The sequence below is a fragment of the Roseibium sp. AS2 genome (genome assembly GCF_038900065.1).
GTDB lineage: Bacteria > Pseudomonadota > Alphaproteobacteria > Rhizobiales > Stappiaceae > Roseibium.
Map to the genome: position 1 here is coordinate 790,431 of NZ_JBBMQN010000001.1, position 26,889 is coordinate 817,319.

At 62.0% G+C, this 26,889-nt stretch carries 23 protein-coding genes; 9 read left to right on the forward strand and 14 right to left on the reverse strand.

The window, feature by feature from the left end:
* Positions 1-167: 167 nt before the first annotated feature.
* The 7 genes from ahcY to WNZ15_RS03645 all read right to left on the reverse strand — a co-directional run bounded on the left by ahcY (position 168) and on the right by WNZ15_RS03645 (position 7,147).
* On the reverse strand, positions 168-1,556 hold the full coding sequence (gene ahcY, locus WNZ15_RS03615; protein ID WP_342891564.1) for an adenosylhomocysteinase: 1,389 nt from the start codon (positions 1,554-1,556) through the stop codon (positions 168-170).
* A 219-nt stretch (positions 1,557-1,775) separates the two neighbouring features.
* On the reverse strand, positions 1,776-3,086 hold the full coding sequence (locus tag WNZ15_RS03620; RefSeq protein ID WP_342891565.1) for a class I SAM-dependent methyltransferase: 1,311 nt from the start codon (positions 3,084-3,086) through the stop codon (positions 1,776-1,778).
* 104 nt (positions 3,087-3,190) lie between these two features.
* Entirely contained in the window at positions 3,191-3,475 is a 285-nt protein-coding gene (locus WNZ15_RS03625) for an HPr family phosphocarrier protein (RefSeq protein ID WP_342891566.1), read from the reverse strand.
* 8 nt (positions 3,476-3,483) lie between these two features.
* Positions 3,484-3,888: a PTS sugar transporter subunit IIA gene (locus WNZ15_RS03630; protein WP_342891567.1), complete on the reverse strand. Its 405-nt coding sequence runs from the start codon at positions 3,886-3,888 to the stop codon at positions 3,484-3,486.
* A 137-nt stretch (positions 3,889-4,025) separates the two neighbouring features.
* Complete coding sequence (locus WNZ15_RS03635) at positions 4,026-4,493, reverse strand: HPr kinase/phosphatase C-terminal domain-containing protein (protein WP_342891568.1); 468 nt, start codon at positions 4,491-4,493, stop codon at positions 4,026-4,028.
* Positions 4,490-6,307: a sensor histidine kinase gene (locus WNZ15_RS03640; RefSeq protein WP_342891569.1), complete on the reverse strand. Its 1,818-nt coding sequence runs from the start codon at positions 6,305-6,307 to the stop codon at positions 4,490-4,492. The genes WNZ15_RS03635 and WNZ15_RS03640 overlap by 4 nt, the downstream gene beginning before the upstream one ends.
* A gap of 141 nt (positions 6,308-6,448) precedes the next feature.
* Positions 6,449-7,147 (reverse strand): response regulator transcription factor, encoded by a 699-nt coding sequence (locus tag WNZ15_RS03645; protein WP_342891570.1) that lies wholly within the window; start codon positions 7,145-7,147, stop codon positions 6,449-6,451.
* Positions 7,148-7,666: 519 nt separating this feature from the next.
* Here WNZ15_RS03645 and WNZ15_RS03650 point away from each other — a divergent pair.
* From WNZ15_RS03650 to WNZ15_RS03680, 7 genes are all read left to right on the forward strand, one after another.
* On the forward strand, positions 7,667-9,277 hold the full coding sequence (locus WNZ15_RS03650) for a phosphoenolpyruvate carboxykinase (protein ID WP_342891571.1): 1,611 nt from the start codon (positions 7,667-7,669) through the stop codon (positions 9,275-9,277).
* A gap of 130 nt (positions 9,278-9,407) precedes the next feature.
* Positions 9,408-9,779: an XdhC family protein gene (locus tag WNZ15_RS03655; RefSeq protein WP_342891572.1), complete on the forward strand. Its 372-nt coding sequence runs from the start codon at positions 9,408-9,410 to the stop codon at positions 9,777-9,779.
* Positions 9,780-9,791: 12 nt separating this feature from the next.
* Positions 9,792-10,421 (forward strand): LysE family translocator, encoded by a 630-nt coding sequence (locus WNZ15_RS03660; protein WP_342891850.1) that lies wholly within the window; start codon positions 9,792-9,794, stop codon positions 10,419-10,421.
* A gap of 4 nt (positions 10,422-10,425) precedes the next feature.
* Positions 10,426-11,121, forward strand: a complete 696-nt coding sequence (locus WNZ15_RS03665) for an XdhC family protein (protein ID WP_342891573.1) — start codon at positions 10,426-10,428, stop codon at positions 11,119-11,121.
* Entirely contained in the window at positions 11,118-12,740 is a 1,623-nt protein-coding gene (locus WNZ15_RS03670) for a molybdopterin-binding/glycosyltransferase family 2 protein (RefSeq protein ID WP_342891574.1), read from the forward strand. Before WNZ15_RS03665 ends, WNZ15_RS03670 begins: the two co-directional genes overlap by 4 nt.
* Positions 12,741-13,011: 271 nt before the next feature.
* Entirely contained in the window at positions 13,012-13,218 is a 207-nt protein-coding gene (locus WNZ15_RS03675; RefSeq protein ID WP_342891575.1) for a hypothetical protein, read from the forward strand.
* A gap of 388 nt (positions 13,219-13,606) precedes the next feature.
* A complete protein-coding gene (locus tag WNZ15_RS03680) occupies positions 13,607-16,219 on the forward strand; it encodes a PAS-domain containing protein (RefSeq protein WP_342891576.1) in 2,613 nt (870 codons plus the stop codon).
* A 104-nt stretch (positions 16,220-16,323) separates the two neighbouring features.
* Here WNZ15_RS03680 and WNZ15_RS03685 read toward each other — a convergent pair whose 3' ends face one another.
* The 7 genes from WNZ15_RS03685 to WNZ15_RS03715 all read right to left on the reverse strand — a co-directional run bounded on the left by WNZ15_RS03685 (position 16,324) and on the right by WNZ15_RS03715 (position 24,365).
* Positions 16,324-16,731, reverse strand: a complete 408-nt coding sequence (locus WNZ15_RS03685) for a F0F1 ATP synthase subunit epsilon (protein ID WP_342891577.1) — start codon at positions 16,729-16,731, stop codon at positions 16,324-16,326.
* Positions 16,732-16,825: 94 nt separating this feature from the next.
* Positions 16,826-18,259 carry a F0F1 ATP synthase subunit beta gene (atpD, locus tag WNZ15_RS03690; protein WP_342891851.1) on the reverse strand — a complete coding sequence of 478 codons (1,434 nt, stop codon included), beginning with the start codon at positions 18,257-18,259 and terminating at the stop codon, positions 16,826-16,828.
* 110 nt (positions 18,260-18,369) lie between these two features.
* Positions 18,370-19,254: a F0F1 ATP synthase subunit gamma gene (locus tag WNZ15_RS03695; protein ID WP_342891578.1), complete on the reverse strand. Its 885-nt coding sequence runs from the start codon at positions 19,252-19,254 to the stop codon at positions 18,370-18,372.
* A 33-nt stretch (positions 19,255-19,287) separates the two neighbouring features.
* Positions 19,288-20,817 carry a F0F1 ATP synthase subunit alpha gene (atpA, locus tag WNZ15_RS03700; RefSeq protein WP_342891579.1) on the reverse strand — a complete coding sequence of 510 codons (1,530 nt, stop codon included), beginning with the start codon at positions 20,815-20,817 and terminating at the stop codon, positions 19,288-19,290.
* On the reverse strand, positions 20,817-21,377 hold the full coding sequence (locus WNZ15_RS03705; RefSeq protein ID WP_342891580.1) for a F0F1 ATP synthase subunit delta: 561 nt from the start codon (positions 21,375-21,377) through the stop codon (positions 20,817-20,819). Before WNZ15_RS03705 ends, atpA begins: the two co-directional genes overlap by 1 nt.
* 340 nt (positions 21,378-21,717) lie before the next feature.
* Positions 21,718-22,077 (reverse strand): DUF1428 domain-containing protein, encoded by a 360-nt coding sequence (locus tag WNZ15_RS03710; protein ID WP_342891581.1) that lies wholly within the window; start codon positions 22,075-22,077, stop codon positions 21,718-21,720.
* A 92-nt stretch (positions 22,078-22,169) separates the two neighbouring features.
* Complete coding sequence (locus WNZ15_RS03715; RefSeq protein ID WP_342891582.1) at positions 22,170-24,365, reverse strand: primosomal protein N'; 2,196 nt, start codon at positions 24,363-24,365, stop codon at positions 22,170-22,172.
* Between the two features lie 289 nt (positions 24,366-24,654).
* Here WNZ15_RS03715 and fsa point away from each other — a divergent pair, with 289 nt between their 5' ends.
* Entirely contained in the window at positions 24,655-25,308 is a 654-nt protein-coding gene (gene fsa, locus WNZ15_RS03720) for a fructose-6-phosphate aldolase (RefSeq protein ID WP_342891583.1), read from the forward strand.
* A gap of 229 nt (positions 25,309-25,537) precedes the next feature.
* Positions 25,538-26,836 (forward strand): DUF1835 domain-containing protein, encoded by a 1,299-nt coding sequence (locus WNZ15_RS03725; protein WP_342891584.1) that lies wholly within the window; start codon positions 25,538-25,540, stop codon positions 26,834-26,836.
* The last annotated feature ends 53 nt before the right edge of the window (positions 26,837-26,889 follow it).

The window sequence follows — 26,889 nt, forward strand, 5'->3', positions numbered from 1 at the left end:
GCCTCCTGGCCCTTGATTCGCTTAAACCATAACCTTTTTGAGAATCACGCAGAAGAGTCCGTAACTGAAAAGTTAACAGGACCCTTAAAATTCTAGGGTCCCGTATTTTTTTGTTCACAAGACCGAATCAGGGCGGTCACCACATCTAGTGGGCCGCCCCGACAAAATCAGTATTTGTAGTGTTCCGGCTTGAACGGACCGGTCTTGTTAATCCCCAGATATTGAGACTGCTCGTTTGACAGCTCGGTTAACGTCACACCGAGCTTCTCCAGATGCAGGCGGGCAACCTTCTCGTCCAGGTGCTTCGGCAGCACGTAGACTTCGTTCTTGTACTGATCGCCCTTGGAGAAGAGTTCGATCTGCGCCAGAACCTGGTTGGTGAAGCTCGCGGACATCACGAAGCTCGGATGACCGGTGGCATTGCCCAGGTTCACCAGGCGGCCCTGGGAGAGCAGGATCATGCGCTTGCCGTCCGGAAACTCGTACATGTCGACCTGGTCCTTGACCGGGCGCAACTTGGTGTTCTTCAGCGCGGCAACCTGAATCTCGTTGTCGAAGTGGCCGATGTTGCAGACGATCGCCATGTCCTTCATGCCACGCATGTGGTCGAAGGTGATGATGTCCTTGTTGCCGGTGGCGGTGACATAGATGTCGCCTTCCGGCAGGACCTGTTCCATGGTCTTGACCTCGAAGCCGTCCATGGACGCCTGCAGGGCACAGATCGGATCGATTTCGGTGACGATCACGCGCGCACCGGCGCCGGCGAGCGACTGCGCGGAACCCTTGCCGACATCGCCGTAACCGCAGACCACGGCGACCTTGCCCGACATCATGACGTCGGTGCCGCGGCGGATGCCGTCGACCAGGCTTTCGCGGCAGCCGTAACGGTTGTCGAACTTCGACTTGGTGACGCTGTCGTTGACGTTGATTGCCGGGAACGGCAGTCCGCCCTTCTTCTGCATTTCATAAAGACGCAGAACACCGGTGGTGGTCTCTTCCGAAACGCCCTGGATCAGGTCTCTCTGTTTCGTGAACCAGCCCGGGTTGGCTGCCATGCGCTTCTTGATCTGCGCGAACAGGCATTCCTCTTCCTCGGAGGTCGGGTTCTCGATGAGATCGGTCTCGCCGGCCTCGACCCGCGCGCCCATGAGAATGTAGAGTGTGGCGTCGCCGCCATCGTCCAGGATCATGTTGGCGCCATCGGCGAAGTCGAAGATCTTGTCCGCGTAGTCCCAGTACTCTTCCAGGGTCTCGCCCTTGACGGCGAAGACCGGCACGCCGGTGGCGGCGATGGCCGCGGCAGCCTGGTCCTGGGTGGAGTAGATGTTGCAGGAGGCCCAGCGGACTTCGGCGCCCAGCGCGGTCAGCGTCTCGATCAGGACGGCGGTCTGGATCGTCATGTGGAGCGACCCGGCGATCCGGGCACCCTTGAGCGGCTTGGACGTGCCGAATTCCTCACGGCAAGCCATCAGGCCCGGCATCTCATGCTCGGCGATCTCGATTTCGGTACGACCCCAGTCCGCGAGCCCGATATCCTTGATAATGTAGTCGGTCATGAATGTGTCCTGCTGTTGGAGCCTGTTGAGAGCCCAGCCCGATAGGAATGCAGCCGCCCTGTGACATGGTGATGCCGGCATCGCAGGGCCGCAAGCCGGTCTCCGGACACTGCCGGAGACCATTGCCGGGCGTTATAGCGCCCGCGGCGCTGCTTAGCAATAAAGATATAAAGAATTCTTTATATGATCAAACAGGCGAACTGATTTTGAACGGGCCCGTCAGGACCGGTAGAGATCCTCGCGCGTCGGCGGCATCCCGGAAGGACCCTTTGCGCGCTTGCTGGCGACTGTCTGGAAGATGCCGATCGAGCCCCGCTCGAACCCGAGCGAGACGCCGATGAGATAGGCAAGCCACAGCCGGTACCTGTGTTCACCGATTTCCGCGATCGCCGCGTCCTTCACATCCATGAGGTTCTCGGCCCAGAGCCGGGTGGTGCGGGCGTAGTGCTCTCGCCAGGCCTCGACATCGTGAACCTCGAACCCATGGGCCTCGAGGTTGGTGAGCGTCCAGCCGATATGGTCGACCTCGCCGCCCGGAAAGATGTAGCGGACAAGCGCCTGATATTCCGGCTTCTTGCGGCGGAAGGCCTTCAGGTCCTTCTTGCCGCGCCGGGTGATTGCGTGATGAAGGTAAAGACCGCGTGGCCGGAGCAGCCGGCGAACGCTCTGGAAGTAATTGTCGAAATTGTCCAGGCCGACCGCCTCGAACATGCCGATGGAGGAAATCTTGTCGAACGACCCCTTCATCTCGCGATAGTCGATCAGTTCCACGGAGGCCCTGTCGCCGAGACCGCGTTCCGCGATGCGTTCCCTGGCGAGTTTGAGCTGTTCCTCGGCCAGTGTCACCCCCACGGCGGTGACGCCGTAATGCTCCGCTGCATGGCAGATCAGCGCGCCCCAGCCACAGCCGATGTCAAGCAGGCGGTCGCCCGGCTTGAGCCGCAGCTTGCGGCAGATCATATCCAGCTTGTCTTTCTGCGCCGTCGCCAGATCGTTCGACCAGTCGGTGAAATAGGCGCAGGTATAGACCATCTCCGGATCGAGAAACCGCCGGTAGAAGTCGTTGGAGACATCGTAGTGAAAGGCGATGTCGTCCTTGCGGCTGCCGGAGCCCCTGTCCGCGCCCTGGCCTGCATCCAGCCCGCCGGGCCCCCGGCGCGCCTTTCCGGCCCCCCATCCGAGGACCAGCGGCACGGCGCATTTGAGAAGCAGACCCTTGTTCAGGCGCTTGCGGATGTCCCGGCTCTTGATCGCGGGCCGCCTTGCGGCGAAATCGAAGATGCTGCCGCCACGGGGATCGACGTCGCCGGCGGCGTAGAGATCAATCAGGGTCTTGAGCTTCGGACGGCGCAGCAGCCGGGTCAGCGCGGCCCCGGACAAGGCCAGCCGCAGGCCGTCGGCGGGAGCGTCCGCGGGAACCCGGGACCCGTCCCAGAGCTCGAATGCGAAGTCCAGGTCCAGCGTTTCATGAACATGCGCGAGGGCGGTTCGCGCAGCGCCAATCAATCGGTCGTCAGTCTGACTCGGCATTTCGTTTCCCAACCGGCGGTGAAGACAAGTGTCGAAGGATAAAATTCAGCGTCTCAGCACGCTCTGATCGACGCGCCGTATGGTGGCGCCGAAACAGGTGAAAATCAATCGGTCTCGCCGAAGCCACTTTCGACCAGCTCGCATATCGCCGCCAGGGCCGCATCTGCATCCGTTCCGCTGACGCTGACGCTGATGCAGCACCCGGGGCTGGCCGCAAGCATCATGAGTCCCATGATCGACGTGCCTCCGACCGTCTGGCCATCCTTCGACACATGCACTTCGGCCGCGAAGGTTTCCACCAGCTTGACGAGTTTCGCGGAGGCGCGCGCGTGCAATCCGCGGCGGTTGACTATCCTGAGGTCTTTTTGCAAGAGGTTCCGCGTCGTCATTGTCTGTGTCAGTTCTGCCCCGACAACACCTGACTGGCGACCGAAATGTATTTCTGACCGGCCTGGCGGGCTTCGTCGACGGCTTCCGCGAGGGCGCGGTCGGTGCGCACACTGGCCAGCTTGATCAGCATGGGCAGGTTGACACCGGCCACCACTTCAACGGATTTGCTGTCCATGACCGAAATCGCCAGGTTGGAGGGCGTCCCGCCGAACATGTCGGTCAGCAGCACCACGCCCTTGCCGGAATTGGCGGCTTCCACGGCGGCCAGAATGTCCTGGCGCCGCTGCTCCATGTCGTCATCCGGCCCGATTGAAATCGTTTCGACCTGTTCCTGGGGACCAACAACATGTTCCAGCGCCGCCTTGAATTCTTCGGCGAGGCGTCCGTGGGTCACAAGTACAAGTCCGATCATACGTGGGATTGCCTGATTATCGAGTGCAATGAACTTCGGATCCACACACGGGATCCGGACGGAGCCGGGCGTTTATCAGTCAGATGCACTCTCTTCAACCGTTTGATCAGTTGCAAGCAAAAAACACCGGCAGTGCCCTAAATATAATCAGGGGCGTCCGGGAGAAGACCGCGAAGCGCCCAGCGAACAAGCCGCAGCGAAACATCGGGCCTGTCTGCCGGGCAGGACAGGGCTGGCACGTCAACACCTTCAAGGCACATGGACACGATGGCCGCTTCCGGCAGACGCTCGAGCCGCTCCATCGGCAGCAGGTCGACGATCAGATCTATGCGGGCGCGGGGCGTATATTGCGTGTCGACAAGCCCGAACCCGCGGATCTCCATTTTTCCCAGGATAGTGTCCGGCGGGCTGGCCAGCAACCGGCCGTCTTCCGGCACGACATGGACGTAGTCATCGGCGACCAACCGTCCGAGATTGCCCTTCGCCAGCGCGGCCTCGATCAGGGTGTCGCAGAACGAGGACTTGCCGCAACCGGCGCCGCCCCGGATCAGGACGCCGCAGGTTCCCAGAACAAGGCAGTTGGCGTGGACGGCGGGCCGGGTCACTTGCCGAGCCCGGCGGGCAGGCGAATGGTGAAGCGGGCGCCGGCGATCCTGTGGCCGCCGTCCGCAAGAGGCTCCAGCCGGTTGGCCGCGGAGATGGTGCCGCCGTGTGCCGCAATGATCTGCCGGGAGATGGACAGGCCGAGACCGGAATTGTTGCCGAACCCCTCGCCATCGGGCCGGTCGGTGTAAAAGCGCTCGAAAATGCGCTCCGTATTTTCCGCCCGGATGCCGGGACCGTCGTCGTCGACGGTGATCTTGATCATGCGGCCCTCGCGGCTCAGGTCGACCCGGACAATGCCGTCGGCAGGCGAGAAGGACCTGGCGTTGTCGAGCAAATTGCTGACGACCTGACCGAGGCGGATGTCGTGACCCAGCATTCTGTAGGGCCTGCTTCCCTGGGCGTCTGCAACGGTGAGCTTGACGCTGGCCTCCTCCACCGCCGAGCGTTCATTCGCGGCGTCCGCCATGTTGCGCAGAAGTTCGGCAAGATCGATGGGATCCGCCTGGATCCGGGCCAGTTCGGCATCGAGCCGCGACGCGTCGGATATGTCGCTGATCAGGCGGTCCAGACGGCGGACATCGTGCTGGATCACCTCCATGAGCCGATCCTTCGACTCCTGCGACCTGGCCAGCGGCAGGGTTTCAACGGCGCTGCGCAGGGAGGTCAGCGGGTTCTTCAGTTCATGGGCAACATCGGCGGCGAACTGCTCGATGGCGTCAATCTTGTTGTAGAGCGCATTGGTCATCTCGCGGAACGAGCGCGCCAGATGGCCGATCTCGTCCTGCCTGTCGGAGAAGTCCGGAATTTCCTCGCGCGAGTTAGATCCCCGGCGGACCCGGTCGGCCGCTGCCGCCAGCCGCCGGACGGGGCCGGCGATGGTTCCCGCGAGCAGGATCGACAGCAGGATCGTGACCGTTGCCGCGAACAGGAAGACCCGGATGATCGCAATCCGCTCCGCACGCACGATCGCATCGATGTCGCCGCCCTGCGTTGACAGCAGCAGCGATCCCAGCACTGCGCGAAACCGTTGGATCGGGACCGCCACGGACACGATCAGCTCACCGCGCTGGGAGACCCGGGTGACGCTGGCCGGCGAGCCGGCAAGCGCTGCCTCCACTTCAGGATAGGCGCGCCCGTCGCCGCCGCCGACCTCCTGATAGACCGGCAGATCGCCCTGTCGCAGCCAGCGTTTGGTCCACTGCCATACCGTGTCCCAGAACCCTTCTTCCACGGCGTTCGGCGGCGGCAGGTCGAAGCGCAGGATCTGGGCGCTGGTGTAGAGATGCCGGCTGTCCAGGATCAGGATGCCCTCGGGATCATAGATCCGGGCGCGGGTCTTGGTCGGCGAGATCAGCCTGCGCAGGACCGGCCCGACCCTTTCCGGGTTGATCGGAAAGTCGAGGCTGTCGAGATCTTCCTGGGTCGGTGTGATGCTTTCGCCCGCCTGAAGCTGCAGCAGGCGTTCCGGATCGACAGTGATCGTTCCCGTGTCGACGGTGGCCGAGGCCGCAATCGCCCCGGCGATGATTTCGCCCTGCGTCAGAAGGCTTTGCACCCGCGCGTCGATCAGACCGGCCCGGAACTGATTGAGATACAGGATGCCGATCACCAGGGCCAGCAGGCCGACCAGATTGATGGCGATGATCCGCCGGGTCAGGGAAGACAGCACATAAGTGCCGAATATACGTGCGAACTGGTTCAGGAGGCGGCGGCGGATGCGCTTGTTGCCGAGCTGACGCAAGCGGGGACGTTCCGAACCGGATTGAGGTTCGGAGGCGGACATTCCTTCCGCGCTCTCACCGTCAACCGCCATTTGGAGCCTTCCCTGACTGTATTGAAGCGTTCCCCGGGCCACGCCCGGACGAGGACCGGATCGGGGCCGGCGACATCGCCACCCGGGTTCTCCTCCAGCACACCCCCTGCCGGAGTACGCCGGAGACCACCCGGATCGTTATCAGGCCTCCCGGAAGCGGTAACCGACACCATAGAGGGTTTCGATCATGTCGAAGTCGTCGTCAACCACCTTGAACTTCTTGCGCAGGCGTTTGATGTGACTGTCGATGGTCCGGTCGTCCACATAGACCTGATCGTCATAGGCCGCATCCATCAGGGCATTGCGGCTCTTGACGACGCCCGGACGCTGCGCCAACGCGGACAGGATCAGGAATTCCGTCACCGTCAGCGTCACCGGCTTGTTGTTCCAGGTACAGGTATGCCGTTCCTGGTCCATCAGCAACTGGCCGCGTTCCAGCAGCTTGTCGGCGTCGTCGCGCGGAGCGGAGGCATCCTTGGGCTGCGCGCGGCGCAGCACGGCGCGGACGCGCTCGACGAGGAGCCGCTGCGAAAAGGGTTTGCGGATGAAATCGTCGGCGCCCATTTTCAGACCGAACAATTCGTCGATCTCATCGTCCTTCGACGTCAGGAATATCACCGGCAGATCCGAGTTCTGGCGCAGGCGGCGCAACAGCTCCATGCCGTCCATACGCGGCATCTTGATGTCGAAAATCGCCAATTCCGGCGGATCGCTCTGCAGACCGTCGAGTGCGGATGTGCCGTCCGTATAGGTCTGGACGCGATACCCTTCGGCTTCCAATGCGATCGAGACCGAAGTCAGAATGTTGCGGTCGTCATCGACCAGAGCAATTGTCGGCATGCTTTGTTTTTCCATTTCCGGCAACGCACCGAATGGTGTGCATCGGTTAACCAGCATTAATGTAACACACAGCCTTTGGCCTGCTAAATGCGCATAAATTAAGGCAAACCCGGCGGTCGGCGGGTCTGCTGCCGCATACTGGCTCAACAGACTGCCCAGCGGCCTCAGTGGTGGGGTTCGATGTGGACGAATTCAAGACGGCCTCACACCGTAACCCCTGCACCCGGACCGTCAACCTGCGGCGCAGGCCCTCTGGCGACGCGAAATAAACTCATTTTCTTTCACTTCAATCACCATAACGAACAATTCGAAGGTTTCGGTTTTTAGTTCGACGTCCAAATTAATCATTGGCAATTTAAAGGGTTTTTTTAATCGATTTAACAAGGACATAGCCCCTTTGGCAGACTTGCTGCCCCATAGTCATTCCACTACGTTCGCAGCCCTCACAGCCGGATTCAGTCTTTCTTAACTTTCTCCGGTGGCGAAGAGACAAGCCCACATCACGAGGACTGCGGGAAAATGCAAGAAGTTGGCGTCAGGAACCCCTCTATTGGCAGCGAGATCTTCGGCTTCAAGGGCCTGAAGGCGCTCTATTGGAACCAGAACGAGCCTGCGCTTTACGAATATTCGATTTCCCGCGGCGAGTCCCGGCTGACCGCAGGCGGTGCCCTCGTCGCAGACACGGGTGCCCATACCGGCCGGTCGCCCAAGGACAAGTTCGTCGTCCTCGATGAGGAAACAAGGGACACGGTGTGGTGGGACAACAACGGGCAGATGTCCCGTGACCAGTTCGACTTGCTGCTGGCCGATTTCCTCGACCATGCCGAGGGCCGGGAGCTGTTCGCGCAGGATCTCTACGGCGGCGCGGACGCTGCACACCGGCTGCCGGTGCGCGTCTACACCGAGTATGCATGGCATTCCCTGTTCATCCGCAATCTGCTGCTGCGGCCCGAGAGCGGTGATCTGGCCGGTTTCGCGCCGGACATGACGATCGTCGACCTGCCGAGCTTCAAGGGCGATCCGGCCCGCCACGGCTGCCGGGGCGAAACGGTCATCGCATGCGACCTGACCCGGAAGATCATCCTGATCGGCGGGACGTCCTATGCGGGTGAAATGAAGAAATCGGTTTTCACCATGCTCAATCACCTGCTACCGGCCAAGGGCGTCATGCCCATGCATTGCTCGGCCAATGTGGGTGACGACGGCGATACGGCGGTCTTCTTCGGCCTCTCCGGCACAGGCAAGACAACCCTGTCCGCCGATCCCTCCCGCACGCTGATCGGCGATGACGAACACGGCTGGAGTGAAAACGGCGTCTTCAATTTCGAGGGCGGCTGCTACGCGAAAACCATCAAGCTGTCGGCCGAAGCGGAACCGGAGATCCATTCCACGACCCAGCGTTTCGGTACCGTTCTTGAAAATGTCGTGCTCGACGAGAACCGGGTTCCCGATTTCGACGATGGCTCGAAGACGGAAAACACCCGCGCGGCGTATCCGATCCACTTCATTTCCAACGCCAGTCCCACCGGCCGCGCGCCGGTGCCCGGGACCATCATCATGCTGACCGCCGATGCGTTTGGCGTGATGCCGCCGATCGCCAGACTGACCCCGGCCCAGGCCATGTACCACTTCCTGTCCGGCTACACCGCGAAGGTCGCCGGAACCGAGAAGGGCGTCACCGAACCCCAGGCAACCTTCTCCACCTGTTTCGGAGCCCCGTTCCTGCCACGGCACCCGTCCGAATACGGCAACCTTCTGAAAGACCTGATCGCCCGTCACAGTGTGGATTGCTGGCTGGTCAATACCGGATGGACCGGTGGCGCCTACGGCACGGGACAACGCATGCCGATCAAGGCCACCCGCACCCTGCTGCAGGCAGCTCTTTCCGGCGACCTGAAAGACGCGGACTTCCGGACCGACGCTAATTTCGGTTTCGAGGTTCCGGTGTCCGTCGCCGGTGTCGACGCCCGGATGCTGACACCGCGCGAGACCTGGGCCGACAAGGATGCCTATGACCTGCAGGCCGCCAAGCTGGTGGAAATGTTCGTCAGCAACTTCGAAGCCTTCGAGTCCCATGTCGACGGCGCCGTGCTGAGCGCCGCGCCGGCTCTGCGCATCGCCGCGGAATAAGACCCCGGCGACAACAGCTGCTAACACTGTCAACGGCGCCTGCCACTGCGGGCGCCGTTTCTGTTCTCCGGTCTCTTTCATCGCCTGCAGAAAGGTCTATATTGATCGTCCGAACTTCAGGGACGAAACCATGCCAGCCACCCTTGCCTCACCTGATGACTCAACTGGCGCTTCATCCGGCGCCCCAGCCGTTGCCGACGTCCTGAAAACCGCCGAGGACTGGCGCGGATCGGGGCGGCAGGTCGCACTTGCGACCGTGATCGAAACCTGGGGATCGGCACCGCGGCCGGTCGGCGCGCATCTGGTCATCGACGCGGACGGCAATTTCGAGGGGTCGGTGTCCGGCGGCTGTGTGGAAGGTACGGTTGTTTCCGAGGCCATCGATGTCATCGACACCGGCAAACCGGTCACTCTCGAGTTTGGAGTCGCCGACGAGACAGCCTGGCGTGTCGGCCTGTCGTGCGGCGGCCGGATCCGGGTCTATGTCGAACCCGTAATCTGAACCGGAACCGCTCTGATGACAATCGAAACCATGCTTGCCTTTGCCGCCGCGACCGTCCTGTTCGCCTACATGCCCGGCCCCGCCCTGCTTTACACCGCCGCACAGACGATATCACGCGGTCAGCGCGCCGGGCTGATGGCCGCGGCCGGCATCCACCTGGGCTGTTATGTCCACGTGCTGGCAGCCGCGTTCGGACTGTCGGCGATTTTCGCAGCCGTGCCGACGCTTTATTTCGCCCTGAAACTGGTGGGAGGCGGCTACCTGGTGTTTCTCGGCATCCAGATGATCCGGACACGGGTGGCAGCCGGGCCCATTCCGGAGTTGCCCGGAAAATCCGCGCACCGCGCCTTTGCCGACAGCATTCTGGTGGAAATTCTCAACCCGAAGGTCGCGGTGTTCTTCATTGCCTTTCTGCCGCAATTCGTCAGCCCGGACGCCGGTCTGCCGATCTGGGTGCAGTTCCTGCTGCTGGGGACAATCGTCAATTTCGCCTTCACCTCGGCCGACCTGGTGACCGTGTTCTTCGCCGCTGAAGTCAAGAAGCGGCTCACCCGGTCCTCCAGGTTCCAGGACCTGACACGCTGGCTGGGCGGGTCCCTGCTCGTCAGTCTCGGCCTCAAGCTGGCAACGGACCGGACCTGACCTCATGGATCTTTCCCTGCTCAAGGAGCTGAACGAAGCCCGTACCGGACGGCGCGCGACCATTGTCGTGACGGAGATGCCCGGCGGTGCCCAGCGGCTTGTGCGCCAATCGGACGACTTCAGTGCCGACGCGCTGGCCGGGGACTTCGACCGGCGCTTCCGGTCCGGCAAGTCGGGCATGGTCACGACCGGCACCGGCGAGGTCTTTCTGAACGTGTCGGTGCCGGCACCGAGACTCGTCATCATCGGCGCGGTTCATATCAGCCAGGCACTCGTGCCCATGGCGGCCATCGCCGGCCTTGATGTGACGGTCATCGATCCGCGAACGGCCTTCGCCACGGAGGCGCGGTTTCCGGAAGGCACCTTGAAAGCCGAATGGCCGGAAGACGTCTTGAGGGAAACGCCGCTCGACACGTTTACCGCCGTCGCCGCGGTCACCCACGATCCGAAGATCGACGACTATCCGCTGATCGAGGCGCTCCGGACCGGCTGTTTCTACGTCGGCGCGCTCGGCAGCCGCAAAACCCATGGCAAGCGGCTGGAGCGCTTCGCCGAAACCGGGCTCGATCCGTCCGTCTGCGGCAGGATCGACGCCCCGATCGGCCTTGATATCGGCGCGGCGTCGCCCGAGGAAATCGCTGTCGCCGTGCTCGGATCCGTCATCGGCGCGTTGCGCAAGGGGCCGGGAGCAGCCGCATGAAGTTCGGCCCGTGTCCGATGGACCAGGCGCCCGGCTGCATTCTCGCACACAAGACGGCGCTGCCCGGACGCGTCCTGAAAAAAGGCCATGTCCTGACCGGGCAGGACTGCGCGGATCTCGCCGCCTCGGGCGTAAGCACCCTGGTGGTTGCCCGGCTCGAACCGGGCGATACAGGTGAGGACGAGGCTGCCGGCCGGCTGGCCATGGCAGCGATGGGGCCCGGGCTCAGTCATGATGACGCCTTCACCGGACGCATGAACCTTTATGCGGATTGTGACGGACTGCTGGTTGTCGATGCGGACGCCGTCACGGCCGCCAATCGCATCGACCCGGCAATCACATTCGCCACCCTTGCCAATTTCAGCAAGGTCGGTGCCGGACGGATGGTGACAACCGCGAAGATCATTTCCTTCGCGCTTCCCGGCGCCCTCATCGCGGCCGCCGAGCGAGCGCTCGAGGGGGCGGTGCGGATCGCGCCCTTCAAGCCGCGCCGGGTCGGACTGGTCGCAACCCGGCTTGCGCATCTGAAGACGGCCACGATGGACAAGACCCGCCGGGTGCTGGAAGAGCGGTTGCGCGCGAGCGGCAGTTCCGTGTTCCGCGAGACCCGGGTGCCGCACGAGGCCGAAGCCGTTGCCGAGGCCATGACCGAGCTGATCCGGCAGGGGGCCGATTTCCTGATCCTGTTCGGTGCCTCCGCCGTGATCGACCGGCAGGACGTTCTGCCCGCGGCCGTCGACCGGGCCGGTGGCACGGTGCGGCATCTCGGCATGCCAGTCGATCCCGGCAATCTGCTGATGCTTGCCGAGTTGTCGGGCGTCCCCGTACTTGGCGCTCCGGGATGTGCCCGCAGCCCGAAGGAAAACGGCTTCGACTGGGTACTCGACCGGCTGCTGGCCGGGCTCGAGGTGACACCCGGCGACATAACCGCGATGGGTGTGGGAGGATTGCTGATGGAAATCGGAACCCGGCCTCAGCCGCGGGAAGCCAAGCGCTCGGGCAGCGCGCCCAAGATCGCCGCGCTTGTCCTTGCCGCGGGCAAGTCATCCCGCATGGGCGGTCCCAACAAGCTTCTTGCCACGCTGGACGGCAAACCGCTGATCCGGCACGCGGCCGAGGCTGCCTGCGGCGCGGGGCTGACGCAAACCATCGTCGTCACCGGTCATCTGGCGGAGGACATCGCGGCCCGGGTCGCGGATCTCGATGTGACCCTGGTGCACAATCCGGACTTCGCCGACGGCATGTCCGGGTCGATCCGCGCCGGAGTGAACGCCCTGTCTGCGGATATCGACGCCGTGATCATTCTCCTGGGGGACATGCCAGGCATCGGGGCAGATGCGCTCGGCAAACTCGTGTCCGCCTATCGCGGCAGCCGGTCTTGCCTGATCGCGACGGCGACGGCGGACGGCAAACGCGGCAACCCCGTCCTTTGGGACCGCCGGTTTTTCAGCGCCCTGAAGAACCTGAGCGGCGATGTCGGCGCCCGGCATGTCATTGCCGAAAATCCAGGTTTCGTGACGGAGGTTGAAATCGGCGTTGCGGCAAGACTTGACCTTGATACACCGGAAGCATTGAGAGCTGCCGGGGGCCGGTTGCCTGAAGATCGGCAAGGCAGCTGAATAAACACCAACAATCATGGAATGATAACGGGGTGTTAACCCGGTATGCACTGTGCGCAGGCCGGAATTGCCAGCTATTCTATTGCATTTTTGTGACGTGCCGCTTATGTAAGGCCTGCGCTTGCTGAAGAGCACCCTTGCGGGTGGACAACGGATGACGTCCCGGGCGCTGATTACATCCGATTTCTGACAAAAGCTGTTCGGATCCTCTCCTACCGGAGGATGCTCGAGCGCTTTTGCCGCTTGGTTAGAAAGAATAAAGGAAAACATCATGGCTGACTTGTCTCTCCCGCGTCCGGGCTGCTGCAAATGGGCAGAGGGCGACTCCGGCAACTACGTGTTCCCGTGCAACACGCGCGTTGAAGCGGGCGTGTCCTACTGCACCGAGCACAGCGCCATTGTTTACATTCCGCCGGAAGAGCGCCGTCGCAACCGGTCCGGTGGCGGCATGAGCCTGTCCTTCCGGCGCGCAGCCTGACAATCAAAGCTGCTTGAAACAAATGCAGTTATCCGCGGGTCTGCCGCGTACCTTCAAACCCGGTCTCGCGACCGGGTTTTTTGTTGGCGCGCGGCTCTCCATCATCTGGCCGGGGAGCACGCCCGGTCTTCGCTACCCCGGGACGGACTGTGGTTTTTCATTCTTAGGCTGCTCAACCCCGAACATGCCTCATCAGTAAAAATATCAGGAAACACAATCTTTTTTCATTGAAAATACTGTCATAATACGATTTTATTTTTTCTTTTCTTAAAAGTTGCAATTTACTTCAGATTTCCCTTGAAGTTAATCTTTTATTTTGAGCTCCAACCTTACCTTGTAAGGGAAATTACTACTACTCCGGGGCCAAGGCTTCGAGGAAACCAGCTACATGACTATTGTGCAGGGCAAACACGAACGGGAACGCATCGAAGCGTTGCGCGCACTTCAGATTCTCCACTCCGAACGCCTGCCCGAATACAATGCGGTTGTTGAAGCCGCCGCCGGCATCCTGGACTGCCCCATCAGTCTCATCGCGCTGGTCGATGTGGAGGAACAATGGTTCAAGGCCCGCTACGGCCTGGATGCCGAGGGAACCGAGCGCAGTGCTTCCTTTTGTCAGCACGCCATTTTGAGCGATGACATCTTTGTCGTTCCCGACGCGGAAACGGATGATCGTTTCAAGAACAACCGGCTTGTCACCGGTGAGCCGCATATCCGGTTTTATGCGGGCTGCCCCTTGTCGATAGACGGCCGCAACAGGCTCGGCACATTGTGTGTGATAGATACAAAACCGCGCATTCCCACCCGGCAACAGCTTGAGCAGCTCCGGCGGCTTGCAACCGCCGTGGAAGGTCTCATCAAGGCACACCGGTTCAGTGTTCAGAACCAGCAGACCCTGATCGAAATGGAACGGCACCAGAAGCTGGCCGCCGGAAAACACGATCTCCTGCAGGAAGTCACGAGCGTTTCGGGTGTCGGCGGCTGGGAAATCGACCTGAACACCAATGTCGTGACCTGGACCGACAAGACCTGTGAGATTCATGAGGTCGAGAGCGGTTTTCAACCGGATGTCAAAACCGCGCTCTCCTTTTACCCTGAAGAATACCGGGATGAGATAACGACAGCCGTCAATCGGGGCATCAAGGAAGGTATCGGCTGGGACCTGGAGCTCCCCTTCATCACTGCCAAGGGCCGGCATACCTGGGTGCGGGCTGTCGGACGTCCGATCCTCGAAAACGGTACCGTGTCCCGGCTGGTTGGTGCGTTCCAGGATATAACCGAACGCAATCTTGCCGACCAGGCGGTCCGCCTCTCCGAAGCTGTGCACCGTGCCACGCTTGAAGCCCTTACCGAAGGAATTCTCCTGCTCGATCAGGAGGGGCGGATTCAGGCGTTCAACCCGGCAGCCGCCACCCTGCTGGGCAATCAGAAAGATCTGAAGGGCAAGGCCGTCCAGGATCTCGACCTTGACTTTTCACATCCGGCCCCGGACCCGGCCGTGGATCTGAACCCGTTGATGCTCGCGGCTCGGGAACCTGAAAAGATCAAGAACCGCCTTGTGAAGCTGAGCCGGTGCGGGCAGTCAGAACCTGTCTGGCTGCGCCTCAACGCGCAATCCATTGCCGATATCGACCACGCGCCCGGACAGGCTGGCGTCGTCGTTTCCCTGACCGACATCACCGAGACGAAACAGCAAGCGGACACGCTGCAGACGATATTCGATCATTTTCCCGGCGGCATTGCCTATTACGGCAAGGACCTCAGGCTTGAATCAAGCAACGACGAGTTTCGCCGGCTTCTGGACGTGTCGCAAGAATTCACCGACGGGCGCCCCGCCCTGTACGATTTCTTCACCCACAATGCGAAACGCGGGGACTATGGCCCCGGCGACATCGATGCGCTCGCGCAGGAACGGTATTCGTTCTACGATCTGACCACAGCCCAGGTTTTCGAACGGCAGACCGCGAACGGCGTCTATATCGAAACCCGCAGCACACCCTTGCCGTCCGGTGGTCTGATCCACAATTTCTACGACATAACCGACCGCAAGCTTCTGGAAAAACTGCTTGCCGAAAACGAACGGACAGCCCGCCACCGCTGGGAAGAACTGGATGCCGTTCTTGCCAACATGCGTCAGGGCGTGAGCGTTTTCGACGCCCAGGGCCGCCTGACACTGTGGAACAAGCAGTATGTCGACCTTTTCAGCAAGCCCGAGGGCGAAGTTCAAGCGGGCGTTTCGATAACCGAGCTTGTCAAAGCCGAGAAAGTCCGCGGTGAATTCAAGGGCAATGTCCACGATCACGTCATGGACCTTATGACGCGGCTTTCGGCCGGCGACGTCGTCCGATCCAAATTCAAACATCCAAATGGCAAAGTGATCAGTGTCATTCAAACGCCGTTGCCCGCCGGTGGCTGGATCGGCACCCATGAGGATGTGACGACCCGGGAACAGGCTGTTGAAAAGATCGAGTATGCCGCCCATCACGACACGCTGACCGGGCTGGCCAACCGCACTCTTTTCAATGCAACGCTCGAGGATACTCTTCGAAAGGTTGCCGCGCTCCAGTGCGAAGGCGATCTGATGCTGCTCGACCTGGACAATTTCAAACCGGTCAACGACGCCTATGGCCACGATGCCGGAGATGAAATGCTCAAGCTGGTCGCGCAGCGCCTGCGCGATTGCGTACGGTCCTCGGATCTTGTTGCCCGTCTGGGTGGTGACGAATTCGCGATCATCCTGAGCCGCTCGGGTTCCGGCGTTTCGTTCACCAGCGAAATCGCCGACCGGATCGTCCAGAACCTCCAGATGCCGTTCGAATTGAGCGGAAAGCAAGTGACCATCGGTGTCAGCGTCGGCATCGCCCAACTGACCGGTGAGTCAATCGACGTGAGCTCGGTGATCAAACGCGCCGACATCGCTCTTTACATGGTCAAGAAGAGCGGCCGGAACGGCTACAGGTTCTTCGACGAAGCACCCGTCTGCCAGGTTTCCATGCAATAGCTCCGGCCTCGTCGCCAGTATCCAGGCACGGTATCCAGGCACAAAAAAACGCGGCCCGCCAGCGAGCCGCGTCTTGAAAGTCAATCACAACACAATCGTGCCGGTCAGGCCTTGTTGAGGGCCTCGACGACATCCTTCAACTGGCCAAGCGTCATCTCGGCCTTCTGCCGGGCATCGTCATCCCTGGCGTCGGCGACGTCTTCTTCCGCGTCCTTGATGGCCTGGGCGAGTTGCTCACGGCTGATTTCCGAGACAGGAACAGCCTGCTCGGCCAGCACGGTCAATCCGCCTGCAGCAACATCGGCGAAACCGCCGCGAACGAAATACTCGTCCCAGCCACCGGTTTCCCGGTTGACCTTCAGGATGCCCGGCAGGATCGTGGAGACGAACGGGGCATGGTTCTTCAGAACGCCAAACTCGCCTTCGGCGCCGGGCACCACGACCTCGGTCACCTGTTCGGAGAGCAGCTGGCGCTCAGGCGAGACCAACTCAAACTGGAAAAGTTCAGCCATTTGGCGTCTTCCTTGTCAGTCTTGAAGTCCGATGAACGGGCCATCGGACATGAGGAACCGGGCGCCGATCGGGGCGCCCGGCCGTTTCCAGACCTTAGGCGGCTTCCGCTGCCAGCTTCTGAGCCTTCTCGATAGCTTCCTCGATCGAACCGACCATGTAGAAAGCAGCTTCCGGCAGATGGTCGTATTCACCTTCCACCAGGCCCTTGAAGCCCTTGATGGTGTCTTCCAGGGCAACCAGCTTGCCCGGGGAACCGGTGAAGACCTCGGCCACGAAGAACGGCTGGGACAGAAAGCGCTCGATCTTGCGGGCACGGGCAACGGAGAGTTTGTCTTCTTCAGACAGTTCGTCCATGCCCAGGATGGCGATGATGTCCTGAAGCGCCTTGTAACGCTGCAGGGTCACCTGCACGGCACGCGCGGTCTCGTAATGCTCGTCACCGATGATGCGGGCATCGAGCATGCGCGATGTGGAGTCCAGCGGATCCACAGCCGGGTAGATGCCTTTTTCAGCGATCGAACGGTTCAGAACCGTGGTCGCGTCCAGGTGGGCAAAGGTCGATGCCGGTGCCGGATCGGTCAAGTCATCGGCAGGAACGTAAACGGCCTGCACGGACGTGATCGAGCCCTTGTTGGTGGTGGTGATGCGTTCCTGCATCGCGCCCATGTCGGTCGCCAGCGTCGGCTGGTAGCCCACAGCGGACGGGATACGTCCGAGCAGCGCGGACACTTCGGAACCGGCCTGGGTAAAGCGGAAGATGTTGTCCACGAAGAACAGAACGTCCTGGCCCTTGTCACGGAAATGTTCCGCGAGGGTCAGACCGGTCAGGGCAACACGGGCACGCGCTCCGGGAGGCTCGTTCATCTGGCCGTAAACCAGGGCCGCCTTGGAGCCTTCGCCGCCGCTTTCCTTGTTCACGCCGGAGTCGATCATTTCCCAGTAAAGGTCGTTGCCTTCACGGGTCCGCTCGCCGACGCCGGCGAACACGGAGTAACCGCCGTGCGCCTTGGCGACGTTGTTGATCAGTTCCATGATGAGAACGGTCTTGCCGACGCCGGCACCGCCGAACAGGCCGATCTTGCCGCCCTTAGCGTAAGGCGCCAGCAGGTCGACGACCTTGATGCCCGTCACCAGGATTTCAGCCTCGGTGGACTGCTCGATGAATTCCGGAGCTTCCTGGTGGATGCCGCGGCGTTCCTCGAACTTGATCTCGCCGGCTTCGTCCACCGGCTCGCCGATCACGTTCATGATGCGGCCCAGCGTGCCATCGCCGACCGGCACGGCGATCGGGCCGTCGGTGTCGACCACTTCCTGCCCGCGCACCAGACCCTCGGTGGAGTCCATCGCGATCGTGCGCACGGTGTTTTCACCAAGGTGCTGAGCAACCTCAAGCACCAGGCGCGTGCCCTGGTTGTCCACTTCAAGAGCATTCAGGATCAGCGGCAGATGGTCATCGAACTTGACGTCGACAACGGCGCCGATGACCTGGGTGATCCGTCCGACCGTTTTGTCAGCCATATCCCTAATCCTCGTCTCGAACCCGTTAGATCAACCTGCCTTCACGTGAAAGCTGAAAAGTTGATCGATTTTGATGTTTTCGAGCATCGTCGTCTGTGCCGTTACCGACACAGGATGCTCTAGAGCGCTTCCGCGCCCGAGATAATTTCAATCAGTTCCGTCGTAATCTGCGCCTGCCGCTGGCGGTTGTAGTTGATCGTCAACTTGTCGATCATTTCGCCGGCGTTGCGGGTGGCGTTGTCCATTGCGGACATACGTGCGCCCTGCTCGGATGCGGCATTTTCCAGAAGCGCCCGGAAAATCTGAACGGAAATGTTCCGCGGCAGCAGATCCGCAAGGATCTCGGCTTCATCCGGCTCGTATTCGTAGATCGCGTTGGACCCCGCTCCGGCATCCGCTTCCGTGCTCTCGAAGTGAGCCGGAATGAGCTGAAGTTCGGTCGGGTCCTGTGCGATTACGGACTTGAAGGTCGAATAGAACAGCGTGCAGACGTCGAACTCGCCATCCTCGAACATCGTGATGATTTCACGTCCGATCGGATCGGCGTCGGAGAAGCCGACATTCTTGACGTCGCGCAGATCGACCGTCTTGATCACATACTGGCCGAATTCCCGCTTCAGGGCGTCGTAGCCCTTCTTGCCGACACAGATGATCTTGACCGTCTTGCCCTGCTTGATCAGGCTGCGGGCCTTGATCCGGGCCAACTTGGCAATGTTGGTGTTGAAACCACCGCACAGCCCGCGTTCGGCAGTGGCAACGAGCAGGAGATGTACCTGATCCTTGCCGGTGCCGGACATCAGCTTCGGGGCGTCGTCACGGCCTTCGAAAGCCACCGCGATGTTGGCCAGCACAGCACCCATGCGTTCCGCATAGGGGCGCGCTGCCTCCGCAGCCTCCTGAGCACGACGCAGTTTCGCCGCGGCCACCATCTGCATGGCCTTGGTGATTTTCTGCGTCGCCTTCACGGAAGCGATGCGGGTTCGTAAGTCCTTCAGGCTCGGCATGGCCGCCCCTGCTCCTTATCCCGGCGTGTGGTCTTAAACGAAGTTCTTGGCGAACGCGTCGACGGCAGCTTTCAGCTTGCCCGTCAATTCGTCGTCGAGAGCCTTCTTTTCCCAGATTGCGTCGAGCAGGTCCTGATGCTCGCCACGAAGGAACAGAAGCAGGCCTTCCTCGAAGTCGCGAACCCGATCAACCGGCTGCGTATCAAGATAGCCATTCACGCCGGCGTAAATGACAGCAACCTGTTCTTCGGTCTTCAGCGGCGAGAACTGCGGCTGCTTCAGAAGTTCGGTCAGGCGTGCACCGCGGTTCAGAAGCCGCTGGGTGGTGGCGTCGAGATCCGAGCCGAACTGGGCGAAGGCCGCCATTTCGCGGTACTGCGCAAGTTCACCCTTGATCGGGCCGGCAACCTGTTTCATCGCCTTGATCTGAGCAGAAGAGCCCACGCGGGACACCGACAGACCGACGTTCACAGCCGGACGGATGCCCTGGTAGAACAGGTCCGTTTCCAGGAAGATCTGACCGTCGGTGATCGAGATCACGTTGGTCGGAATGAACGCGGACACGTCGTTGCCCTGGGTCTCGATGACCGGAAGAGCCGTGAGCGAACCACTGCCGTTGTCTTCGTTCAGTTTCGCGGCACGTTCCAGCAGACGGGAGTGCAGGTAGAAGACGTCGCCCGGGAATGCTTCACGTCCCGGCGGGCGGCGCAGAAGCAGGGACATCTGACGGTAGGCAACGGCCTGCTTGGTCAGATCGTCATAACCGATCACTGCGTGCATGGAGTTGTCGCGGAAGAACTCGCCCATCGCACAGCCGGCAAACGGTGCCAGGTACTGAAGCGGTGCGGCGTCGGACGCGGTCGCGGCGACGACGATGGAGTATTCCAGCGCGCCGGCGTCTTCCAGTGTCTTCACGAACTGGGCGACGGTGGAACGTTTCTGGCCGATCGCAACGTAGATGCAGTACAGCTTGGCGTTTTCATCGTCGGTGGCATGCAGCGACTTCTGGTTCAGGAAGGTGTCCAGAAGGATCGCGGTCTTGCCGGTCTGACGGTCGCCGATGACCAGCTCGCGCTGGCCGCGGCCGACCGGGATAAGCGCATCGATGGCCTTCAATCCGGTGGACATCGGCTCGTGCACGGATTTGCGCGGCAGAATGCCCGGTGCCTTGACGTCGACGCGGCGCTTTTCGGTCGCCTCGATCGGGCCCTTGCCGTCGAGCGGGTTGCCGAGCGGATCGACAACACGACCGAGCAGACCCTTGCCGACCGGAACTTCCACGATGGCGCCGGTCCGCTTGACGGTGTCGCCTTCCTTGATGTCACGGTCGGAGCCGAACAGAACGACACCGACATTGTCTGTTTCCAGGTTCAGGGCCATGCCCTTGATCCCACCCGGGAACTCGACCATCTCACCGGCCTGGACCTTGTCCAGACCGTAAACACGGGCGATACCGTCACCGACGGAGAGCACCTGACCGACCTCGGAGACTTCGGCTTCCTGGCCAAAGCTCTTGATCTGATCCTTGAGGATTGCGGAAATTTCCGCGGCCCGAATATCCATCAGCCGACCTCTTTCATCGCGAACTTGAGTGAATTGAGCTTGGTACGCAGAGACGTGTCGATCATGCGGGAGCCGACCTTGACCACAAGGCCACCGATCAGGGCAGGATCGACTGTCGCTGCGATGTTTACGGATTTGCCCGTGGAAGCGGTGAGCGCTTCTTTCAGGGCAGCGACATGTTCGTCGGACAAGGCCGTGGCGGACGTCACCTCAGCAGTTGCCTCGCCCCGCTGCTCGGCAAGCAGAACGCGGAACGACTTGATCATGTCGGGAAGTACGAAGAGGCGCCGGTTACGGGCGACCAGCTTCACGAAATTCGAAGCGAGACCGGAAATACCGGCCTTGTCCAGAAGGGCGGAAAGCGCTGCGAGCTGCTCCTCCGCGCTGAATACAGGGCTTCTTACCAGACGGTCGAGATCGTCGCTTTCGGCAATCATGCCTTCGAAAGCGGTGAGATCCCGTTCCACGTCAGCGGTTACGCCTTCGTCCTCAGCAAGGCCGAGAAGGGCGGAGGCGTAACGTTTTGCCACGCCGGATACGAGAGATACGTTGTCAGTCACCAGGTCCGTGCTCTCTGACTTTTTTCAAGCCCGCCAGGCGGCTAGCGCCCGCAAGACATTGAAAAAATGAATGATTTCAAGGTCAGAAGGTATGACGGTTAAACCGCTGCCCCCAAAGCCGCGCCTCAATTAGCACAGGGTTTCTAAGTGTGCAACTTCGCCAAATGACTGTTCTTGCCGATTCCTCGGTGTTTTTTGCAGGCGGCCTCCAAAAAGCCTTTTCAATCAATGGCTCGGCGCCATCATAAACCTTTAGACGGTATTTTGCCACGGGGCCGGTCAGGCCGGTCCGGAACGCGTCCCGCGGGAGCTCTTTTCCGCATGGCAAGTCTGTGGAAGCTCAGTACCGGATGAGCGGCTCGAAGCCGCCGAACATCATCCGCTGCAGGCTGATCACCCCGCCGGCCGCAGGCATGGCCTCTTCCCAGCGCGGATCGTTCTCCATCGATGCGGCGCAGGCATCGGCCGTATCCTTGTCGGGCCAGACGATCCACGAGAACACCACCGTTTCATCCGGTTCCTTCTTGACCGCCATCGGAAAGGAGGTCACCTCGCCGTCCGGCACCGCGTCTCCCCAGCCCTCGCAACAGCCCAGGGCGCCGTATTCCCTGAACAGCGCCCAGGATCGTTCGGCGATGTCCTTGTACTCCGCCTTCTTTGCCGTCTTCACCGGCGCGAGGAACCCTTGAATGTACGCCATCAGTATCTCTCCCTGCGTGGAAACAGGTAAAAAGATGCCATGTCGACGTGCCGGCATCAACGCAGCGTGGCGGCGGGATCCGCGCGATCGTCCTAAAGAAAATGCTGGGGATCGATGTCCACCTGCAGGCGCAGCCCTCTGGACGGTTTCGGGCCCGCGGCCAGCCAGCCGCGCAGATAGGCCTGCAGATCGAACTGCCTCGGCGCCATGGCCAGGAGCCGGAACCTGTAGCGGCCCCGCACCATGGCCAGCGCGGCTTCCGCAGGCCCCAGAAGGGTCACCGCCTGCTCCGGCGGGGCGGCGCGGGCGAGCGCACGGGCAAAGCCTTCGGCGAACGCGCGGTCCGGTCCGGAGACGATGACGGCGGCCAGCCGGCCGAACGGCGGCAGGCCGGCGGCGCGGCGGGCGTCGATCTCGGCCCGGTAGAACGCGTGCTTGTCGCCGCCCAGCAGGGCCCTGATCACCGGGTGGTCGGCGTTGTAGGTCTGGAGAATGCCCTTGCCGCCTCCGGTGACGCGGCCCGCGCGGCCGGTGACCTGCGCCAGAAGCTGGAAGGTCTTTTCCGCCGCGCGCGGATCGCCATGGGCCAGTCCCAGGTCGGCATCGATCACACCGACAAGCTTCATCTTCGGAAAATTGTGCCCCTTGGCGACCAGCTGGGTGCCGATGACGATGTCCGCGCCGCCCTCCTCGACGACCTTCATCTCCCGCTTGAGCCGCTCCGGACCTCCGGCCATGTCGGAGGACAGGACCAGCACGCGGGCCTGGGGAAAGAGATCGGAAACTTCCTCGGCGATCCGCTCAACGCCCGGTCCGCAGGCAACCAGACTGTCGGTGCTCTGACAGGACGGGCAGGCCTTCGGGACAGGTTCGTTGTGGCCGCAATGGTGGCAGACGAGCTTTTTCTGGAACCGGTGCTCCACCAGCCAGGCGCTGCAATGGGAGCACTGGAACCGGTGGCCGCAGGTGCGGCACAGGGTCAGCGGAGCATAGCCGCGCCGGTTCAAGAACAGCAGCGACTGGTCGCCCGCGGCAAAGGTGTCCTTGATTGCATGCACGAGTTCCGGCGCCATCCAGCGGCCGCGCTCCGGTCCTTCCTGGCGCATGTCGATGGCTTTCAGGTCCGGCAGGGCGGCCCCAGATGCCCGCTCGGGCAGTTCCAGCAGGCTGTAGCGACCGACATCCGCGTTGACCATGCTTTCCACCGACGGCGTTGCCGAGGCCAGGACAACCGGAAACCCGGACAGATGCCCGCGCACGACCGCCATGTCACGCGCGCTGTAAGGCACCCGGTCATCCTGCTTGAAGGCCGCGTCATGCTCTTCGTCGACGATGATCAGACCCAGTTCCCTGAAGGGCAGAAACAGCGAGGATCGCGCCCCGATGACCACACGCACATCGCCCGAGGCCGCGCCGCGCCAGACGCGCACACGATTTTTGGCCGTGATCTGCGAATGCCACTCGGCCGGGTAGACGCCGAACCTTTGTTCGAAGCGGCGCAGAAACTGTTCGGTCAGCGCGATTTCCGGCAGCAGCACCAGGGCCTGCCGGCCGCGCCGCAGCGCCTCGGCGATCGCCTCGAAATAGACTTCCGTCTTGCCGGACCCGGTGACACCGTCGATGAGGGCGACACTGCCGCCCTTGTCGAAGCTCCCGATCAGCCCGTCCACGGCCGCCTGCTGGGCAGGCGTCAGTTGCTTCTGCGCGAAGTCGAGCTGCGGCACGGGCGGCGGCGGCGCGGCCGGCATCAGCACCGCCTCCAGCACGTCCTGCTTCAACAGGCCGTCGATGACCGAGGCCGAGACCCCGGCCGCATGGGCAAGGCCGCTTTTCGTCCAGGCAAAACCGTCTTCCATGGTTGCCAGCACGCGCCCGCGCGCCGGGGTCATCCGCTCCGGTTCGGCGCCCTCTTTGCGCCGCACCCCCTGAACGGGGGCCTCCGGCTCCAGCGCTTCTTCCGACCTGAGCACCATGCGCAGGACCATGCCGGGCGCTCCGAGCGTCCAGCCGGCCACCCAGTCTACGAAGCGGCGCAGATCGTCGTCCAGCGGCGGCGTGGTGTCATAAACCCTCGAAATCGTCTTGAGCTTCTTGGGATTGATCGCCGCGTCGGGTTCGATGTCCCAGACGGCGCCGATCACCTCGCGCGGGCCGAGCGGCACCTTGACGATGGTGCCCGGCACGACGGTTTTTCCGGGCGGGACCTTGTAGGTATAGGCACCGGCCACGGCGACCGGGACCAGCACGCTGGCAATCGTCTCCTGGTGGTCTGGGTCGTCAAACAGCACGGAATTTATGATCCTCAACGCCTGGTCCGAGCCAACTTGCACCTCGCGGAAAGCGGTCCGGACAGGTGCAAGACTTCACCTGTCCGGATGCGGCGTTCAAGAGCGGGCCGCTCTGAGGTACGTACCACAAAAATTTCGTCCACCGGAGAATCAGGGGTTCTTCTTGTCATCATCCTAGGGTAAAGAAAGCGCGGCTGACCATGCAAACGTTTGGCCCCTGCCCCGGGACAGCGCTTCCGGCAACCGGCGCCAGGCTGGATAAGGGGCACCCCACAGGGAGTAGACACTCATGAAGTTTTTCGTCGACACCGCCGACACAGCGGACATCAAGGAACTGGACTCCACCGGTCTTCTCGACGGCGTCACCACCAATCCGTCGCTGATCGCCAAATCCGGCCGGGACTTCAAGGAAGTGATCGCAGAAATCTGCGCCATTACCGAGGGCGATGTCTCCGCCGAGGTCGCAGCGACCGATTTCGATACCATGATGAAGGAAGCCCATGTCCTGCGCGCCATTGCAGACAACGTGGTCATCAAGCTGCCCCTGACCTTCGATGGTCTCAAGGCCTGCAAGCAGCTCACGGAAGACGGCACCAAGACCAATGTCACGCTGTGCTTCTCGGCCAACCAGGCCCTGCTCGCCGCCAAGGCCGGCGCGACCTTCATCTCCCCCTTCATCGGGCGCCTCGACGACATCAACATCGACGGGCTGGAACTGATTCGCGAGATCCGCGTCATCTATGACAATTACGGCTTCGACACGGAAATCCTGGCGGCGTCCATCCGCACCGCCAACCACGTCAAGGATTGCGCCATCATCGGCGCGGACGTCGTCACCGTGCCGCCGGCAACGCTCAAGAGCCTCGTCAAGCATCCGCTGACCGACAAGGGCCTCGATGCGTTTCTCGCCGACTGGGCCAAGACCGGTCAGAGCATCCTCTGAAGACCCATCTGCAAAACGATCAGGCGGCCCGGAAATCCGGGCCGTTTTTTTTCGCGTTGCGAACTCAGGAGGTGCCGATTATCGTGCGACAAGGCCCCGGGCGGGGCCTCCGGTCCGCGGAAAGGTGTCCACGCCCAGACGTCCAGAGCGCGCCCCGCGCTCACCACGATTGACACCCGCTCGTTCCGGAGATGCGGACGCTGGATGACAACCGAGCCCGGGAGTCGCCATGACCGACCAGATGCGCGATGCGCAAACCCTTCCCCTTTTGAGCCCCACCGACCTGTCGCTTGACCTCGACCGGCAGAAACGGCTGGCAAAGGACCTTAAAAACGCGGTCCGCGCCGGTGATGACGCCGCGATTGCGCGCCTGCGCAAACATCACCCCAGGTACAGTGCGCTGGATCTTGCCGCACTCAAGCTGACCGATGCCCAGTTGACGATCGCCCGCGAGGCGGGTGTTGCCAGCTGGCCGGCGCTGAAGAGCCATGTCGAGCGGATCGACGCCGCACGCAACGCGATCGAAGCCCGTCACCGCGCGCCCGACGCCGACTTGCCGACCCTGCATGTGCGCTGTGGCAACGACATCGAGGCCGCCTTGACCCGCGCGGGCTTCGCCGGCGATTTTCTCATGTTCGCTGATCCCATCTGCCAGGGACCCGTCACCAGTGGCCGCGGCTCGCTGGAGACCCGCGCCGGTTTCATCGCGTCCGAATATCCCGGCGAATCCCATGAAAGCAACCTTGAGAGGCTGCGCACTGCCGAGCACCGGATCAGCGACGCCGGCAAATACGGCCGGATAGCCCTGTGGTTCGAACACGACCCCTATGACCAGCTGTTGCTCGCCAGACTGCTTGCGATGTTGCAGGAGACGGCCACGGACCGCAGGAAGATCGAACTGATCTCAGTCGACAGGTTTCCCGGCATATCGAAATTCATCGGGATAGGCCAATTGTCGCCGGCCGCGCTCCGGCACATGTACGACCTGCGCCAGCCGGTGCCGGTTTCCGCCTTTGCACAGGCGCGCGAAGCCTGGACCGCCCTGTGCGCGCCGACGCCGCTGCCCCTGTTCGAGCTGGCAGGCCGAAGTGGTCCCCTGCCGTTTCTGGGCGGTGCCATCCTGCGTTATCTGGCGGAATTGCCCTCCGTTGAGAACGGCCTGTCCTTCACCGAGCAGATCATTCTGGAAATCCTCGGCAACGGCCCGCGTCCCTGGGGAGAGATTTTCAGGGAGTTCATGAGCGAAAGCGACCCGCTGCCCTATCACGGCGACCTGATGTTTCTCGGAACGCTGCTCCGCCTGCGGGACGCCGGAACACCCGCGGTCCTCGACGACGGCAGCAGTCTCGACCATGCCAACCGGGGCAAGACGGTCTTCTCTCTTTCAGATACCGGCTGCGAGCTTCTGGAGGGTCGGCGCGACTGGACATCCTGCAGCCCGCGCAGGCGCGACCAAGGTGGCGTCACCTGCTTCGGCGAGCCGGACTGGCGGTGGAGCAAGGAGCAGCAGCGGCCCGTAGTCTTCTGAAGCCCGGCGGCGTCCGTATCCGCGCGCGAGAACTATCCGCGCGCCGGAACGGG

Excerpts from the sequence above, each read along its gene's own strand:
- WNZ15_RS03630 (WP_342891567.1), bottom strand. The coding sequence starts at position 3,888 with ATGATCGGACTTGTACTTGTGACCCACGGACGCCTCGCCGAAGAATTC.
- WNZ15_RS03640 (WP_342891569.1), bottom strand. The coding sequence starts at position 6,307 with ATGGCGGTTGACGGTGAGAGCGCGGAAGGAATGTCCGCCTCCGAACCT.
- WNZ15_RS03665 (WP_342891573.1), top strand. The coding sequence starts at position 10,426 with ATGGATCTTTCCCTGCTCAAGGAGCTGAACGAAGCCCGTACCGGACGG.
- WNZ15_RS03710 (WP_342891581.1), bottom strand. The coding sequence starts at position 22,077 with ATGGCGTACATTCAAGGGTTCCTCGCGCCGGTGAAGACGGCAAAGAAG.
- WNZ15_RS03685 (WP_342891577.1), bottom strand. The coding sequence starts at position 16,731 with ATGGCTGAACTTTTCCAGTTTGAGTTGGTCTCGCCTGAGCGCCAGCTG.
- WNZ15_RS03680 (WP_342891576.1), top strand. The coding sequence starts at position 13,607 with ATGACTATTGTGCAGGGCAAACACGAACGGGAACGCATCGAAGCGTTG.
- WNZ15_RS03655 (WP_342891572.1), top strand. The coding sequence starts at position 9,408 with ATGCCAGCCACCCTTGCCTCACCTGATGACTCAACTGGCGCTTCATCC.
- WNZ15_RS03620 (WP_342891565.1), bottom strand. The coding sequence starts at position 3,086 with ATGCCGAGTCAGACTGACGACCGATTGATTGGCGCTGCGCGAACCGCC.
- WNZ15_RS03625 (WP_342891566.1), bottom strand. The coding sequence starts at position 3,475 with ATGACGACGCGGAACCTCTTGCAAAAAGACCTCAGGATAGTCAACCGC.
- WNZ15_RS03675 (WP_342891575.1), top strand. The coding sequence starts at position 13,012 with ATGGCTGACTTGTCTCTCCCGCGTCCGGGCTGCTGCAAATGGGCAGAG.
- WNZ15_RS03695 (WP_342891578.1), bottom strand. The coding sequence starts at position 19,254 with ATGCCGAGCCTGAAGGACTTACGAACCCGCATCGCTTCCGTGAAGGCG.
- WNZ15_RS03670 (WP_342891574.1), top strand. The coding sequence starts at position 11,118 with ATGAAGTTCGGCCCGTGTCCGATGGACCAGGCGCCCGGCTGCATTCTC.
- ahcY (WP_342891564.1), bottom strand. The coding sequence starts at position 1,556 with ATGACCGACTACATTATCAAGGATATCGGGCTCGCGGACTGGGGTCGT.
- WNZ15_RS03645 (WP_342891570.1), bottom strand. The coding sequence starts at position 7,147 with ATGCCGACAATTGCTCTGGTCGATGACGACCGCAACATTCTGACTTCG.
- WNZ15_RS03650 (WP_342891571.1), top strand. The coding sequence starts at position 7,667 with ATGCAAGAAGTTGGCGTCAGGAACCCCTCTATTGGCAGCGAGATCTTC.
- fsa (WP_342891583.1), top strand. The coding sequence starts at position 24,655 with ATGAAGTTTTTCGTCGACACCGCCGACACAGCGGACATCAAGGAACTG.
- atpA (WP_342891579.1), bottom strand. The coding sequence starts at position 20,817 with ATGGATATTCGGGCCGCGGAAATTTCCGCAATCCTCAAGGATCAGATC.
- WNZ15_RS03725 (WP_342891584.1), top strand. The coding sequence starts at position 25,538 with ATGACCGACCAGATGCGCGATGCGCAAACCCTTCCCCTTTTGAGCCCC.